10 protein-coding genes are annotated in these 14598 nt (G+C 64.2%); 6 read left to right on the forward strand and 4 right to left on the reverse strand.

Going from position 1 to position 14598, the window contains the following annotated elements:
- The first annotated feature begins 202 nt into the window (after positions 1-202).
- The gene (locus tag LJY25_RS05190; protein ID WP_227607176.1) at positions 203-1396 is read left to right on the forward strand and encodes a sensor histidine kinase; all 1194 of its coding nucleotides are present in this window, start codon (positions 203-205) and stop codon (positions 1394-1396) included.
- 30 nt (positions 1397-1426) lie between these two features.
- Here the strand turns inward: LJY25_RS05190 and LJY25_RS05195 are convergent, their stop codons facing one another.
- Positions 1427-2491, reverse strand: a complete 1065-nt coding sequence (locus tag LJY25_RS05195) for a lipocalin family protein (protein ID WP_227607177.1) — start codon at positions 2489-2491, stop codon at positions 1427-1429.
- Between the two features lie 49 nt (positions 2492-2540).
- A complete protein-coding gene (locus tag LJY25_RS05200; RefSeq protein WP_227607178.1) occupies positions 2541-3293 on the reverse strand; it encodes a hypothetical protein in 753 nt (250 codons plus the stop codon).
- Between the two features lie 133 nt (positions 3294-3426).
- Here LJY25_RS05200 and LJY25_RS05205 point away from each other — a divergent pair, with 133 nt between their 5' ends.
- Positions 3427-5172: an amino acid permease gene (locus tag LJY25_RS05205; RefSeq protein ID WP_227607179.1), complete on the forward strand. Its 1746-nt coding sequence runs from the start codon at positions 3427-3429 to the stop codon at positions 5170-5172.
- Between the two features lie 15 nt (positions 5173-5187).
- A complete protein-coding gene (locus LJY25_RS05210) occupies positions 5188-5853 on the forward strand; it encodes a hypothetical protein (RefSeq protein WP_227607180.1) in 666 nt (221 codons plus the stop codon).
- Between the two features lie 9 nt (positions 5854-5862).
- Here LJY25_RS05210 and LJY25_RS05215 read toward each other — a convergent pair whose 3' ends face one another.
- Positions 5863-6510, reverse strand: coding sequence for a beta/alpha barrel domain-containing protein (locus tag LJY25_RS05215; protein ID WP_227607181.1), 648 nt, complete (start codon positions 6508-6510; stop codon positions 5863-5865).
- A 139-nt stretch (positions 6511-6649) separates the two neighbouring features.
- On the opposite strand from LJY25_RS05215, the gene LJY25_RS05220 reads away from it, so the two are divergent.
- The 3 genes from LJY25_RS05220 (at position 6650) to LJY25_RS05230 (ending at position 13503) form a co-directional block, all read left to right on the forward strand.
- Entirely contained in the window at positions 6650-11335 is a 4686-nt protein-coding gene (locus LJY25_RS05220; protein WP_227607182.1) for a DUF3320 domain-containing protein, read from the forward strand.
- 287 nt (positions 11336-11622) lie between these two features.
- Complete coding sequence (locus LJY25_RS05225) at positions 11623-12393, forward strand: DUF3575 domain-containing protein (RefSeq protein ID WP_227607183.1); 771 nt, start codon at positions 11623-11625, stop codon at positions 12391-12393.
- A gap of 129 nt (positions 12394-12522) precedes the next feature.
- The gene (locus LJY25_RS05230) at positions 12523-13503 is read left to right on the forward strand and encodes a lipid A deacylase LpxR family protein (protein WP_227607184.1); all 981 of its coding nucleotides are present in this window, start codon (positions 12523-12525) and stop codon (positions 13501-13503) included.
- Between the two features lie 117 nt (positions 13504-13620).
- Here LJY25_RS05230 and LJY25_RS05235 read toward each other — a convergent pair whose 3' ends face one another.
- A complete protein-coding gene (locus LJY25_RS05235; protein ID WP_227607185.1) occupies positions 13621-14583 on the reverse strand; it encodes a DMT family transporter in 963 nt (320 codons plus the stop codon).
- Between the last annotated feature and the right edge of the window lie 15 nt (positions 14584-14598).

Genomic DNA, 14598 nt, shown 5'->3' on the forward strand with positions numbered 1-14598 from the left:
GGGCAAAATTACGCCGCAATTCGTTAGAAAGAAAACCCTTAATACGGCCTCCGGGTTCGGCGCAAACCCGGATAAAAATCAGCCGGGAAAGCCGGACCGGGCCAGCCGTTGAGCTTGCGGGCTAAAACAACCGGACGCTTACCTTCGTTCGGCCTAACGCCCGGCCCGTTGCCGGCGCTGTACCGGCCTCAACCACTCCGCCTTGCCCTCCTTCCTGCCCATCTACGACCAGAAGTCCCGCATTAAGCTGGTGGTGCTGGCCGTATCCCTGCTCATTGCCGCCGCCACGGTTATCTACACCAACGTGCTGGTACAGCGCCTTTCCGAGCGGGAGCAGCAGCAGATTGACCTCTACGCCAAAACCCAGCGCTACATCATCAACACCGAGGAAGAAACCAACCTCACCTTTCTGATGGAGGAAATCATCGACGCCAACCAGACCATTCCCACTATCTGGACCGACGCCGACAACAACGTGCTGGGCACCCGCAACCTGAAGATTCCGAAAAAGCTGTCGGCCCGGGACTCCATTGCCTTCATGCAGAATGAGATTCAGGAAATGAAGGAGCAGCACCCGCCCATCGTGGTGGAGCTGGGGGCCGGGCTGCGCAGCTATATCTACTACAAGGACTCCCTGCTGCTAACCCAATTGCGGACGTATCCGCTGGTGCAGCTGGCCGTTATCGGCTGCCTGGGCATCATGGCCTACTTCGCCTTCAGCTACTCGCGCCGGGCCGAGCAGAACCGGGTGTGGGTGGGCCTGGCCAAGGAAACCGCGCACCAGCTGGGCACCCCGCTCAGCAGCCTGATGGCCTGGCACACGTATCTCAAGGAGTCGGAGCGGTTTCAGGACGAGCCGATTGTGGAGGAGCTGGGCAAGGACGTGCGGCGGCTGGAAATCATTACCGAGCGGTTTTCCAACATCGGCTCCATTCCGGTGCTCAAGGACGAGAACATTCTGCGCGTGACGCAGAACGCCATTGCCTACCTGCAAAGTCGGGTGTCGCGCAAGGTTACCTTCGCCATTCACTCTACCCTGCCCACCGATACGCCCGCCCAGGTCAACATTCCGCTGTTCGACTGGGTAATCGAGAACATCTGCAAAAACGCCATCGACGCCATGGACGGCCGGGGCAGCATCACGATTCAGATCCGGCGTCCGGCCCGCAACAAGTCCCAGATTGCCATCGACATCACCGATACGGGCAAGGGCATTCCGAAAAGCAAGATGGAAAGCGTGTTTCTGCCGGGCTACACCACCAAGAAGCGCGGCTGGGGCCTGGGCCTGGCCCTGGCCAAACGCATCATCGAGAACTACCACCAGGGCCGCCTGTTCGTGAAGTGGTCGGAAGTCGGCAAAGGCACTACGTTCCGGGTTATCCTGAAAGGGGAGTAGCTCTTCAGGGGGCTGCATTAGTACACCAGCCTACTTCTTTGCCGGGTTGGTGATTTCGACGTAGCTGTTGCCGGAAACGGGCTTGCCGTTGTGGGTGCCCGAGACCCGGCACATGCCTTCCCAGTAGTTGATGGTGATGGCCCGGAAGATGCGCACGTTCAGCTCCTGGTCGGGAATAACGGGCTCCAGCACCAGGTCGTAGCCCTGGCTGGGCACCTGCACGCGCCACTTGGCCGGGTAGCGCTGCCCGGTGCGGGGGCTGGTCCACCAGGCCAGGGTTTCAAGCTTGAAGTCGGCCGCGCCCAGGTGGGTGTTCTGCGCCTGCGGGCCGTAGTGCGAGCCGCCGTTGATGCCCTCACCCGTCACGCGGTTCTGCAGCTGGTAGAGCATCAGCTCCTCCCGGGGCTGGTCGAGCTGGATGCTGAACCAGTCCCAGCCCGTGTCCTTGCTCATCACGGCGTTGCAGTTCCACTGCCGGTCGTACCACAGCTCCCCGGTTACCTGCCGCACCTGGCCATCTATTTCCACGGTGCCGGTGGTAGTCAGGCGGGGATAGGTGTAGTAGCCGGCCCGGGCGGCGGTGCCGTACTGCTCGTAGCCGGTGCCGCCGTGCAGCAGCACGGGCTTGGCCGGCGTGGTCGTCAGGTCGATGGCAAGGCCGGAATGCTGGGCCATGCGGGCCTGCAGGTGGTAGCGGCCTTCCTGCCCGGACAGCGTCCAGGTCTGCTTCTGCTTGGTCATGCGCAGGCTGATCGGCAGCTGGGCGGTAAGCAGCTGGGGCAGCGGCGCCACGGCATAGTCGTAGCGGAACTGCTTGGTCTGGGGGTCGGTGATGGCGAAGTTGACCATCTGGTAGTCTTTGTCGCCCGATGGGTTGAAGTGAAAGAAGACGTACTCCACCCCGTAGGCTTCGCCGGTCTTCACGTCCTTGAGGTGGCCGGTGAGGTACCACCATTCCAGGGAGTTGCGCGGGTGAACCGCCTCGTCCTGCGGCAGCTGGGCGCGGTCTGCTACTACGTCGTACTTATTCGTGGTTTTCAGGCCGCAGGCGGCGGTGAGCAGGAGCAGGAGGGAGGATAACAGTACGCTTTTCATCCCCGCAAAAAGAGTTTTGGCAGGGGAAAGGTTTGGGGCAACAGCACGTTTAGCGGAATTTGCCCGCCAGTTTTCGGAAGTTGGGCCGCCGCTTCAGGAACAAGGCATATGGTCGGTGACGGTCCGGGTTAATGGCCAGGACCTGACCGCGGTAGTGAAACCGGTTGATGCGCAGCTCCTGAGCCTGCTGAAGCGAGTCTGCCGGGAGCGTAACCTGAAAGTAGCCGGTGATATCGGTTCTGGTCAGCTCCTGATTGCCCAGCCGGATGACGGCGTTTCGGAGTGGAATGCCCCAGCGGTTGCACACGACGCCACTCACCTGAAGGCTATCTGCCGCACTGGCATCCGCTTCCTCCGGCAGGTTGTCCGTCCTTTCAGCGGGTGGAGCAGGTGCCGTGCCGGCTACTACCGGGGCGGAACGGGGCAACTGCCCGGCTCCGCCCCCTAGTGGCTGCGGTCCGCCCCCGGCCCGGTTTTCCATATTCTGACCACGCACCGTTGGCGCAGCCAGCTGCCCGGCGCCCCACACCGTGAGTAGCGCGGCCAGCCAGTTGGTCCAGCGGGGGCGGGGCGGCTGGTTGCCCTGAAGCGGGCGGTCCAGCTGGTCTTCAGTGAAACGGCCGCAGGAAACCTTGGGGTACTGCTTGAGAAAGGCCAGAATTTCGGCGTCGGTTTTCTCCGTGAAGTCCACGACCACCTCCTGGCAGCTGGCGCAATGGCGGCCCTGGGGCCGGGGAGTCATGCTGGCCCAGCTTTCAAAGCAGGGCTGCGGAACGGAGAGAGTGGTAGAGCGCCGGAACATGGCTCAATATAAAAGAATAGTCAGAAAAATATGGAATAGCTCGGGTTGCCGGTCAACTCTCCGGTCGAAAACTGCCCGTCGCGGCATTCTTCCTATCTTTTGCCCCCGAAACCCTGCCTTCCCACTTCCCAGAATGAGTTCTTTCAACAGCCTGTTCCGCCGCAAGACCATTGCGGCCATCCTGCAGAACCCGCCCGCCGACCACGATATCCTCACGACCGGAGGCCTGGCCCGCCACCTCACCGTGCGCGACCTGACGGCCCTCGGCATTGCCGCTATCATCGGGGCGGGTATTTTCAGCACCATCGGCAAAGCCAGCCTCGACGGCGGCCCGGCCGTGTCGCTGCTGTTCGTATTTACGGCTGTGGCCTGCGCGTTTTCGGCGTTGTGCTACGCTCAGTTTGCGGCTACCGTGCCGGTCAGCGGCTCGGCCTACACCTACGCCTACACCTCGTTCGGGGAGCTGGCCGCCTGGATTATCGGCTGGGCGCTGATTATGGAATACGCGGTGGGCAACATCGTGGTAGCCATTTCCTGGTCTGACTACTTCACCGGGCTTATGGACGGCATCGGGGTACACATTCCAGGCTACCTGAGCACGGGCACCCAGAGCGCCTACATCGGCTATAATGCCGTCATGGACCTGATGCAGGCCGGCAAGCCGCTCAGCGGCGCTACCGAAGCGCAGATGGCCGGCTACAAGATCTGGAACACCGCCCCGGAGCTGTTTGGCGGCCTGCGCCTGGTGGTGGACCTGCCGGCCTTTTTGATTACCGTGCTGATTACGGCTCTGGTGTACGTGGGTATCAAGGAAAGCAAGACGGCCTCCAACATCCTGGTGCTGCTCAAGCTGATTGTGGTCTTCGTCGTTATTGCCGTGGGCGCGTTCTACGTGGAGCCGGCCAACTGGAGTCCGTTCGCGCCGAACGGCGTGGGCGGCGTGCTCAAGGGCGTGTCGGCGGTGTTTTTCGCCTATATCGGCTTCGACGCCATTTCCACCACGGCCGAAGAGTGCAAGAATCCCCAGCGTGACCTGCCCAAGGCCATGATGTACGCCCTCATCATCTGTACGGTGCTCTACGTGGTCATTACCCTGGTGCTCACGGGCATGGTGCCCTACACCAAGCTCGGCGTGGGCGACCCGCTCTCGTTTGTGTTTGCCGAGGTGGGCTTGCCCAAGCTGTCGGGCCTGGTGGCGGTGAGTGCCGTGTTTGCCATGGCCTCGGTGCTGCTCGTGTTTCAGCTGGGCCAGCCCCGCATCTGGCTTACGATGAGCCGGGACGGGCTGCTGCCCAAGGTGTTTTCCCGCATCCACCCCCGCTTTCACACGCCCTCGTTCAGCACCGTCGTCACCGGCTTTTTCGTGGCCGTGCCTGCCCTGGTGCTCAACATGGACCTGGTGGTGGACCTGACCAGCATCGGCACCCTGTTCGCTTTTGCCCTGGTTTGCGGCGGCATCCTGATTATCGACCCCTACGGCCGCTCCGAGGCCCGCTTTAAAGTTCCCTACATCAACGGGCAGTTTCTGGTGCCGGTGCTGCTGGTCGCCACGGCCGCGCTGCTGTTCGTGTACAACCGGGCCCAGATGAACGACTTCTTCCGCCTCGTCAGCTTCGATGAGGGCTACGAAGGCTTCCGTCACCAGATTCCGATGCTGGTCTTCATTTTGTTCTGCGTGGCGCTGGCCTGGCTGTCGTTCCGCAAGCGGCTGAGCCTGCTGCCCACGCTGGGTTTGCTTATCAACCTCTACCTGATGACCCAGCTGGGCATCAACAACTGGACGATGTTCTTTATCTGGCTGCTGCTGGGGCTGGTTATCTATTTCAGCTACGGCTTCAAAAACTCCAAGCTCGGGCAGAACCCGGCCCTGGCCCAGTAGCCGGAAAAGCTTTTTATGAAGCGCCTCGTCTGCTTTCTGCCGGCTCTGCTGGCTGGCCTGTCTTCCCACGCCCAAACCGCGCCCCGTATCCCCACGACCGGCCGCACCGTGGCTGATTTTATTCCGGCCCGCTACGACACCCTCCCCGCAGGCCGGGCCGTGGGCGACCTGAACCGGGACGGCCGCCCCGACGTGGCGCTGGTGCTGCGGTCAAAAGCCGAGGAAGCATCGTCGGAGGACAACCTGCCGGCTCGCCGCCTGCTCGTTCTGTTCGGTACGCCCACCGGGTATACGCTGGCGGCGCAGTCGGCCAAAGCCGTGCTGTGCAGGGAGTGCGGGGGCATCTACGGCGACCCGTTCGCAGGCGTGACCATCTCCAAAGGCGTGCTTAGCGTCGACCACTACGGCGGCAGCAGCTGGCGCTGGAGCATTACCAGCAAGTTCCGCTACCAGCAGGGCGACTTCTACCTGATCGGCGAAACTGAAAGCTCGGGCCGCAACGATGGCGACTGTCCCGGCCTCAACGGCCCCGCCGGCTGGAATTACCGCGACGCCAATCTGGTAACCGGGGCCTACGAGGTAAAGAAGGTTTCGGAAGACTGCAAGCTGTTGGTCGACAAGAAGGGGCGCAGCAAGCCTCAGCCTCTGCGTAAACTCACGTCCTACGCCCCGGTGCCGTAGCGGGAAACGCTACGCCCTGGCTTTTTCAATTTGCCGAAGCAGCTCCGCCACTCGCGCCGACAGTCCGCCCGGGCCATCGGCGGGCAGCAGCTGGGAGCCGATGCTGACGCAGCTGGCCCCCGCCCCGAACCAGTCGGCCAGGTCCTGGGGCTGCACGCCCCCACTGACGAGCAGCGGCACATGGGGCAGCGGGCCGCGCAGGGTTTTGATGTAGGCCGGGCCAAGGTGACTGGCGGGAAATATCTTTACCAGGTCGGCGCCCAGCTGAATAGCCTGATAGATTTCATTCAGCGTCTGGGCCCCGGGCAGCCAGGCCAAGTCGTGGCGCTTACACACCGCGGCCACTTCGGCGCTGATAACCGGTGACACGATAAAGTCGGCTCCGGCCTCAATAAACCGCTCGGCGTCCTGGGGCGTGTAGATGGTGCCGGCGCCCAGCAGCAGGTCGGGGTACTCGGCCTCCACGAACGTCTGCAGCTCGGAGAAGATGGCAAAGGCCTCGGGGCCGCGGTTGGTGTACTCGTACACCCGCACCCCGCCTTCGTAGCAGGCCCGCAGCACGTCTTTGGCATACGCGGCCTCGGCGTGGTAAAAGACAGGAATCAAGGGCGTACGGAGTGCCTGGGCAAGCAGCTGGGAGCGGGTAAAACGGGCCATGAAAGAAGCATAAAGGTGCAGGGGGTATACGCGCCGCGGTACACCAAGTCGCTCTTTTAAGCAAAGCTTCGCCCGGCCCCGGCTTGGAAGCCGGAAATCGGCCTCGCCAGTGCGTATTAAGTAGTTACTTCGTTTCCCTATGTCGGCCACTGCTTCTGCTTTCCCTGACCCGGCCCTGGCGGCCCGCCTCGAGGCTTCCCGGCAGGAGCTGCTGGACCTGGGCCTGCGCAACCCCCTGCTTCACTACCGGCCGTCCCGGACATATGGGCTTTCTATCGGGGCCAGCAATGCTGAAGCGGTGTACAACCGCCTGGTGCGGCAGGGCAAGCCAATGTCCTTTCGGCCTGCTCCGTCAGCTTCTGCCCTGACCTCCGAAGAAAATGAAGGGGACCCTGCTTCCGGTTCGGCCGGGCAGCTACACACCGCTGAGCTTTCCGACCAGCTTGAGCGGCGGCTACTGAACACCTACTACGCTGCCCGCACCAGCCTGGAAGAGCAGGGCGTGAACATTCTGTACCTCGCTCTGGGCCGGCTGACCTGGTACGAGGCGGCGGACAGCCCCGACGCCCGGCAGGCGCCGTTGGTGCTGGTGCCGGTGCTGCTGGAGCGCGGTACCGTGGCCGAGCGGTTTCGCCTGCGCTACTCCGGCGCCGAGGTCGAAGTCAACCTTTCCCTGCAGGTCCGGCTGAAAGCCAGCTTCGGCCTTCTTCTGCCGGAGCCCGACGATGAGCTGCCCCTGACCAGCTACTATGCGGCGGTAACAAAAGCCGTGGCCGGGTTTCCGCGCTGGCAGGTCGAGGCGGAAAGCGTCGAGCTGGGGCTTTTCTCGTTTGGCAAGCTGCTGCTGTACCGCGACCTGGACCCGGCTGGCTGGCCCGCCAGACGCGGCCCGCTCGACCACCCCGTTATCCAGGCCCTGCTCGGCCCCGACACCGGCTTTCAGGACCCCGCCCCGACGGTGGACGACGATGCTTTTCTCGACACCGAAAGCCCGACCGCCGAACTGCACCAGGTGCTCGACGCCGACTCGTCCCAGCTGCTGGCCCTGCTGGCCGTGCACGAAGGGCGCAACCTCATCATTCAGGGGCCGCCGGGCACGGGCAAGTCCCAGACCATTGCCAACCTGCTGGCGGAGGCCATTGGGTCCGGGAAGAAGGTGCTGTTCGTGGCTGAGAAGATGGCCGCGCTGGAAGTCGTGAAACGCCGCCTTGATGCGCTTGGGCTCGGGGCCGCCTGCCTGGAGCTGCACAGCCACAAAGCCAGCAAGAAAGCCCTGCACCACGACCTGCGCCAGACCCTGGACCTGGGCCGCCCGGTAGCAGAGGCGGCAACGGATGACCATGTAGCCCAGCTGCCCGGCTACCGTCAGCTCCTCAACGACTATGCCTTGGCCGTAAATACACCCCTGGGACGCAGTCGCCGCACGGCCCAGCAGGTTATGGGGGAGCTGCTGCACCTGCGCGGAGAAGCTGGTGCGAGTGTGCTGCCCCGAATCTCGTTTGCCCGCCTGAGCAGCTGGACGGATGCCGACGCGGCCCGGGCCGAAGCCCAGGCTGTTCGCTTGCAGGCGATGCTTCAAAAAGTCGGCAGCCCCCACAACCTGCTTTTCTGGGGAAGTGAGCTGCTGAGGCTGCTGCCCGCGGAGGAAGCAATCCTGCGCAGCCTGCTGCCGGAAGCCGGGGCTGCCGTAGCTGCGCTGCAAGCTGCCGCCCGGGAGCTGGCCGAACACCTCAGCCTGCCAATTCCCGCTGACCGGGCGGCGGCCGAAGCCCTGCTGCCCACGGCCCGGCACGTCCAGCTGGCTCCCCCGCTGACCGCCGCGGCCGTGGCCGACCCGGGTTGGGAGCAGCAACTCAGCTCGCTGGGGGAGGCACTGATTGCCGGCACAGCTTACAGCCAGTTGCACCAGCAGTACGACGCGGTTTTGCTGCCCGAGGCCTGGGAGCAGGACCTGAGCGCCGAGCGCACGATTCTGCTGACCACCGGCCAAAAGTGGTGGCGGCATTTGCATGCCGGCTACCGCCGGGCCCGGCTGCGCCTGCAGCACGTCTGGCGGGCGCCGCTGCCGGAAGACCTGCTCGCAGTAGTTCCGGTTCTCGATGCCGTTCAGATGGCCCGGCGGCATGCCCGGACGGTGGCCGGGGCTGCACCCTACGCGGCGGCGCTGCTGGGGCCGGCCTGGCTGGGACTTCGCTCCGACTGGCCCGCCCTGCGCCGGCTAGTCGACTATCTCACCCTCACCCACCAGCGCATTGCCCGGCGGGAGCTGCCCGCGGCTCTGCTGAATCATCTGGCTACCGTCGTCCCGGACGCAGTAGCTTCTCCATTATCTGCCCTGGAGGCGGCATTGGCCCGGCACCGCCGCAGCCTGCAGGCCCTGGTTGATGCACTGCAACTCAATGAAGCCCGGCGCTTCGGTCCCGCCGGCCGCCTGCAGTTCCAGTCCTTTGCCGATCAGCTCACGGTGCTGGCTGCCTGGGCTGCTGACCTGCCGGCATTGGGGCTGGTCACGGAATGGAACAACGTGGCCACTGCGGTTCGGGCCGCGCAGGTGCCGGAGCTGCTGCCGGTAGCCGAAAGCTGGCCGGCCGCCGCGGAGCAACTGCTGGCTGCCGTGCGACATACCTGGCTGGAATACCTGCTGCAGCTGGCCCATAACCAGTTTCCGGCCCTGCGGCAGTTTGAGCGGGCCAGCCACGAAGCAGCAATAAGTCAGTTCCGGCGGGCCGACCAAAGCCTGCTCCACCACAACCGGATCCGGGCCCTGCGCCGGCACTATGAGCAGCTGCCCCGGGAGGGAGCCGGTGGTCAGATGCTGGTGGTCCGCAATGAGCTGGCCAAGAAAAGCCGGCACCTGCCCCTGCGCCGCCTGATGCAGCAGGCCGGGCGGGCCGTGCAGGCCATCAAGCCAGTGTTTATGATGTCGCCGCTGTCGGTGGCGGGCTACCTGCCGCCGGGAAGCGTTGCGTTTGACCTCGTGGTGTTCGACGAAGCCAGCCAGGTAAAGCCCGTGGACGCGCTGGGCGCCATTGCCCGGGGCCGGCAGCTCGTGGTAGTCGGCGACTCCCGGCAGCTGCCGCCCACCAGCTTTTTCGACTCCCTGACCGGGACCGGCGAAGCCGCCGACGAGGAAAACGTAACGGCCGACCTGCCCAGCATCCTGGAGCTTGCCCGGGCCCGGCAGATGCCGGAGCGGTGGCTGCGCTGGCACTACCGCAGTCAACACGAGTCGCTGATAGCGCCCTCCAACGAGCTGTTCTACGACGGGAAGCTGGTGGTTTTCCCCAGTCCCGGCGGGCAGGAGGAGCGGGGGCTGTTCTACCATCACCTGCCGGATGCCTTTTACGAGCGGGGCACCACCCGCACCAACCCGCAGGAAGCAGCCGCCGTAGCCGACGCGGTGCTAGAACACGCCCGCACCCGCTCCCACCTTACCCTCGGCGTCGTAGCCTTCAGTGCCGCCCAGCGCCAGGCTATCCAGGATGCCCTGGAAATCCGGCGTCAGCAGCAGGCCGCCACCGAAAGCTTCTTCAACCGCCATCCGGTCGAGCCGTTTTTCGTCAAAAACCTGGAAAACGTACAGGGTGACGAGCGGGACGTGATGCTGATCAGCCTTGGCTATGGCCGGTCCCGGGACGGACACCTCGCTATGAGCTTTGGTCCGCTCAACGCCGAGGGCGGGGAGCGGCGCCTTAACGTACTCATAACCCGGGCCCGGCAGCGCTGCGACGTCTTCACCAACCTCACCGCCGCCGACCTCGACCTGAGCCGGACTCCGGCCCGGGGCGTGGCGGCCCTGAAAGCATTCCTTGCCTTCGCGCAGCCTGGCCAGGGTGAGCTAGCTGCCCACAAGAATGAAAACAGGGACGAGCTGTCGTTTGAGGCGGTTGTCGGCCAGGCGCTTTCGGAACAGGGCTACGAGCTGCACCACCGGGTGGGCAGCACCAGCTTTCACCTCGACCTGGCCGTAGTCGACCCAAACCGACCCGGGCAGTACCTCCTGGGAATTGAGAGCGACGGGACCATGTATCAGCGGGCCCGCTCGGCCCGGGACCGAAACCGGCTGCGGCAGGAAGTGCTGGAAGCCCTGGGCTGGCGTCTGCACCGGGTCTGGAGTACCGACTGGTTTCGCAACCCTAAGCGGGCGGCCGACCAGGCAGTAGCCGCTATTGAGCACGCTCGCCGCGCCGGCCGGCAGTCCGCTGCGGAAGAGGCCAAAACAGCAGCCGCGGCTTTAACCGGATCGGGCGGCGTGGAGCGCGAATCGGGCCCGCCGCCGGCTCTGTCCGAGCCATATCCCATGGCCCGGCTGCCGGCGGCTATCCGCCTTCAGAAGCTACACCGGCAGCCGGTGGGCCGGCTGGCGGTGTGGGTGACGGAGGTAGTGCGGGTAGAAAGCCCGGTGCATGTGGAAGAAGTGACGCGCCGCCTGGCTCAGGCCGCCGGGGCCGGGCAGGTTGGCTCCCGGATACGCGCCGGCGTAGCCGCTGCCATTCGGCTGGCGGTCAGCCTGGGGAGCATCCGGCAGGAAGAGGACTTTCTGTGGCTGCCCGGCTCGGTGGTAGCTCCCCGGAGCCGGAGCCTGCTGCCCGTAGTATCGCGCCGGCTGGAGCTGGTGGCTCCTGAGGAACAGGCGGCGGCCCTGCTGGCAGTAGTGCGCAACGGCTTTAGCCTGTCGCGCGAAGCTACCGCCCGACAGGCAGCCCGGCTGCTGGGCTTTGCCCGGCCTAATGAGCAGCAGCTGAAAATTTTGGCTGCAGCCATTGACGGGCTGTTGGCCACCCAGCGGCTGGTTGAAAACGCGGGAATCCTGACCATGCCGTGACGCACAAGGAGGTTGTCAGATCGAAACAATCCGCCCTCCCGCTTGCTTTCAGAAGCAACCTGCCGGAATGAGCTTCCAGCCGGCGGGGCCTGAACAAACGTGCCACCGACCGGAGGGCAGCATACCAGCGGGGCCGGGCCGGCGTTAAGGCTGGCTGACGTGCTGCCCGGCCCGTTGACCGGGACACCGAAAGCAGCAGGGTTGGCCTATTGTGCTATATTTGAGCGGTTAATTACAACTTATTCAGCCTCCGTTTTTCCCGGCCCAGGCTGTTAGTTCGGTTTCTTATGACGTTGCTTTATTCCCTTGTTCGCCCCGGCCTGCTGACCGGGCTGCTGTTGCTGAGCTTCACGGCATTTAGCCAGAGCCCGGCCGATTCAACCGCCGTTCCCGACTCCACCGCCAGCGGCCGGCAGTGGCGCAACCTGGGGCGCAAGGCCGTGCCGCCGGTAATGCAGAAGCGGACAGTAGCGTTGCGGGTAAGTCCGCTGGGTTTTCTCAACAAAGCCCGGGTGCACGGCGAGCTGGCATTCGGCCGCCAGGCCAGCGGAGGCCTCGTCGCGTCGTATTACTATGGGCAGTTCAAGGGGCTTAAACTCGAGCCTTTTGTGCGGTACTACTTTGTAGGACGCGCTTTGAGCGGCCTTTATCTGCAGGCCAAAGCCAGTGGCTGCGCCTTCAACACGGAGTACACCTACAACCGCACGATAACCACTTACAATGCGGACGGCTTCCCTACCAGCCTCGATACCGAGGGCAGCGCCGTCATCAAAAAAGGGTTTAAAACCGCCGGCGGGGGCGGGGGGCTCGGGTACCAGCTGCTGCTGGGCACCAAGCGCAACATTCCGCTTGATATCTACGTGGGCCTGCAATGGATGCCCTTTCCTACTAACATCGGCGAGTCTTTCAGCGAAACGGCTACCCTGCCCGATGGCAAGCGCACCGAAACCCGCTGGAGCGTTGATGAAGTGGCCAGCGGCGACCCGGAGCTGGGCTGGTACACCCTGGGGCCCGGCTCCGTGCTGAACGGTATGCTGTCCGTCGGCATTGCTTTCTAAAGCTGTTTGCTGCGAAAGAGTGGCCAAACACGCTTACGGGCCGGACTCTACGCAAATTAAAGCCGGACCGGTAAGCCCGGTAGCCACGTGAGTTGCGTACGTAGGGCCGTGTCTTTTCCCGGTTCCGTTATGCACAGGCTGGCTGCCTTTCTTTTCCTGCTGATTGGCTGCGGAAGCGGCCCCGCCGCGGCGCAGAAAGCCGACTCGGTAGCAGTGAGCCCGGAGCGGGGAGTGGCCTACACCTTTGCCAACGACGCCTTTTTTCGCACCGACTATTACTTCACCCAGGGCATGTCGCTGAACGTGGTACTGCCGCTGCTCCGTCACCTGCCTACCCGCCACCTGCTGCTGAGCGGCCGTGCCCCGGCCCGCAGCGCCTACGGCCTGCAGCTGTTCTACGACGGATTCACGCCCCTGCGTATTCAGGATGCCGGCATCCGCTACGGCGACCGGCCGTATGCTTCCTATATCTACGCCTCCCTGTACCGGGCGGCCACCGACGCCGGCCGGCAGCAGCGCCTCACCTCGGCCCTCGACCTGGGCTTTATCGGCCCCAAAGCCGGGGCCAAAGCCTTCCAGACCAACCTCCACGAGCTGCTCGGCGCCCCCCGGCCCCTGGGCTGGGACTACCAGATTCAGAGCGACGTGGTGCTGGGCTATGCCGTGGGCTTCGAGAAGCAGCTGGCCGCCGCCGGCAAAGCGGCCGAGCTGATCGGCAGGACGCGGGCCTCGCTCGGCACGCTCAACACGTTCGCTGAAGCCGGTCTGCTGCTACGGGTCGGAAAAATGAATCCGTATTTCAGCAGCCTGTTAGGAATGGCAGGTGCCGGGCAGCGGACCGGCTCGAAGGTGCAGGTGTATGGGCAGGGCGAGGTGCAGGGCCGGCTGGTAGGCTACAACGCTGCGCTTCAGGGTGGCCTGTTCGCCCGCAAGTCGCCGTACGTGCTGCCGGGCAGCGCCATCAGTCGGGGAGTAGCCCGCGCCACCACCAGCCTCGTGCTGGCCTACGGCGGGGTCAGCCTGAAAACTTCCGCCGTCTGGCTAACGCCGGAGTTTAAAAACGCCCGCTCCCACGCCTGGGGCCAGCTTGATGTACGCGTAGCGTTTTGATTGGTAGCTGGTGGCTGATGGCCTTTTTGCCGTTATATCAGCTTTCATTCGGCTTCTTTCTGCTAGGTGGAGCTGAAAAACAAAACGCCAATAGCTAACGGCCATCAGCCAAAAGCCCTATTTGGCCCGGTTCACGATAAAGACGCCGACCAGAATCACGACCATGCCCACGTAGTGCCAGAGGTGGATGCTTTCCCCGTCGAGCACGCCCCAGCCCAGCGCCACAATGGGCACGAGGTAAGTATTGGAGGACGCAAACAGGGCGGTTGACTGGTGAATCAGCTTGTTGAACAGCACCATAGCGACGGCCGTGCTGAGCGTGGCCAGCAGGGCGATATAGCCAAAGGCCGTCCAGGCCCCGGGCGCGGTGGCGAGCTTGGTCAGGAAGTCGGTGAACACGAGCAGGTATGCCAGGGCCGGGCCGCCGATAAACAAGAGCAGCAGGCCCGTCACCGCTAAAGCCGGAATGCCCTGCAGGTGGTGCTTGATGATGTTGATGCTGACCCCGTAGCCGATGGTTGCCAGCAGGATGTAGAGCCCATACCAGGCGTTGCCGGTTCCGCTCGGCGTGGCGTCGCCCCCGCTGCCGCCCAGCCCGATCAGGACGGCCGTGCCGCCCAGACCCACCACGATGCCCATGGCCCGCAGCCAGGTGATGCGCTGCCCGAAGAACAGGGCGCCTACCAGCAGCGTGAACATCACCGTCAGCGCGTTCAGCACCCCGGCCAGGCCAGAGGCAATCTTGGTTTCGGCGTAGGCGAACAGAAATGCCGGAATCAGTGTGCCCACGACCCCGCTCAGCAGCAGCCACTTAATCCGGCTGCGCTCCAGCCGGCCCAGGTGGCGCACCGCGAAGGGAAGCATCAGCAACGATGCCACGCTCACCCGGATGGCACCCAGTTCCATGGCCGAAAACACCAGCAGCCCTTTCTTCATCAAGATAAACGACGTGCCCCAGATGGTGGCCAGCACGATCAGCAGGATCCAAGCCGACAGGGGCGTAGCGTTGGGTGCGGCCGCGTTGACCGGGGTAGCTTCGGGGGCGGCGGAAACGGCTGGCGCGGTAGGAGAAGTGGGCATTGGGTAAGGGAAAGC

It is taken from the genome of Hymenobacter translucens (assembly GCF_020685205.1).
Classification (GTDB): Bacteria; Bacteroidota; Bacteroidia; order Cytophagales; family Hymenobacteraceae; genus Hymenobacter; species Hymenobacter translucens.

Excerpts from the sequence above, each read along its gene's own strand:
- LJY25_RS05195 (WP_227607177.1), bottom strand. The coding sequence starts at position 2,491 with ATGAAAAGCGTACTGTTATCCTCCCTCCTGCTCCTGCTCACCGCCGCC.
- LJY25_RS05200 (WP_227607178.1), bottom strand. The coding sequence starts at position 3,293 with ATGTTCCGGCGCTCTACCACTCTCTCCGTTCCGCAGCCCTGCTTTGAA.
- LJY25_RS05205 (WP_227607179.1), top strand. The coding sequence starts at position 3,427 with ATGAGTTCTTTCAACAGCCTGTTCCGCCGCAAGACCATTGCGGCCATC.
- LJY25_RS05210 (WP_227607180.1), top strand. The coding sequence starts at position 5,188 with ATGAAGCGCCTCGTCTGCTTTCTGCCGGCTCTGCTGGCTGGCCTGTCT.
- LJY25_RS05215 (WP_227607181.1), bottom strand. The coding sequence starts at position 6,510 with ATGGCCCGTTTTACCCGCTCCCAGCTGCTTGCCCAGGCACTCCGTACG.
- LJY25_RS05220 (WP_227607182.1), top strand. The coding sequence starts at position 6,650 with ATGTCGGCCACTGCTTCTGCTTTCCCTGACCCGGCCCTGGCGGCCCGC.
- LJY25_RS05225 (WP_227607183.1), top strand. The coding sequence starts at position 11,623 with ATGACGTTGCTTTATTCCCTTGTTCGCCCCGGCCTGCTGACCGGGCTG.
- LJY25_RS05230 (WP_227607184.1), top strand. The coding sequence starts at position 12,523 with ATGCACAGGCTGGCTGCCTTTCTTTTCCTGCTGATTGGCTGCGGAAGC.
- LJY25_RS05235 (WP_227607185.1), bottom strand. The coding sequence starts at position 14,583 with ATGCCCACTTCTCCTACCGCGCCAGCCGTTTCCGCCGCCCCCGAAGCT.